Below are 900 nucleotides of genomic sequence, written 5' to 3' on the forward strand. Positions count from 1 at the left end.
TTATCTTGATTATTATAGTAAACACTCTACAGACAATACAAAGCTTTATGACAATGTATTAGAAACACTTACAACACTTTATAAACTCAATATTAATATGTTTATAATATCAAATAAGCCAAACGAGATAACAATTACAACAGCAAAAAAACTAAATATATTTAATTATTTTAAAGCTGTTATAGGCGATGGAATCTATCCTTATAGAAAGCCRGATRTAAAYATTTGGTATAACTTAAAAAAAGATTATAGCCTAATAGAAGAAGAAACTATTATGGTRGGAGATGGTGTTCCRGATTATGAGTTTGCCAAAAACGCTAATATCAAAGCACTAATTGCTTTATACGGCATTACAGACAAACAAACATTACTAAATTTAAAAAATGATTGTTATATAAACAATTTCAAAGAAGTAAAAGATTTTSTATTAGCTTACAACAAGTAAAATTTTCTATAYTTTCTACCGCACGGTGAATTAAKMAAAATATTTTATTCTATTTATAAAACAATTTTAATTATATTTTTAATCAAGCTCAACGTGCGAAGTGAAAACCTAAAAAACTAATAATAACTAGGGCGGGTGTGCTTATTTTAAGAAAACAATAAAACTAATGAAATTCATATTATTAGTTTTAAACAATAAATCTTATAGGGCGGGGTACGTAAATAATTTTAAAAAAGAGAGACTCTTGAATATACAAAAGCCTCTCTTTAATTTTTTATAATATAGATTTTCCCATTTCAAATGCTTTATTTAATAATTCTTTTTTATCTTTAATATCCCCAACATTAAACACTCCTCCAACTATCAAATATCCTAAATCTTTCCATCCAAGATAATTTAACAAATAATGATAATATTCTAGAACAGGCTTAGAATTATTTTCATCATTTCCCTCT

Annotated in this window: 1 protein-coding gene and 1 pseudogene; one reads left to right on the top strand and one right to left on the bottom strand. The window is 25.1% G+C overall.

The genetic code is table 11. The features are described from left to right. On the top strand, positions 1–445 hold a 445-nt coding region (locus GQX97_RS12640), incomplete at its 5' end, for an HAD family hydrolase (RefSeq protein ID WP_157152245.1). 274 nt (positions 446–719) lie between these two features. On the opposite strand, the pseudogene GQX97_RS12645 reads toward GQX97_RS12640, so the two are convergent. Then, a pseudogene (locus GQX97_RS12645) lies at positions 720–900 on the bottom strand (flavodoxin family protein); the annotation flags it as partial.

The organism is Brachyspira sp. SAP_772, from assembly GCF_009755885.1.
In the GTDB taxonomy this organism is placed as follows: Bacteria; Spirochaetota; Brachyspiria; order Brachyspirales; family Brachyspiraceae; genus Brachyspira.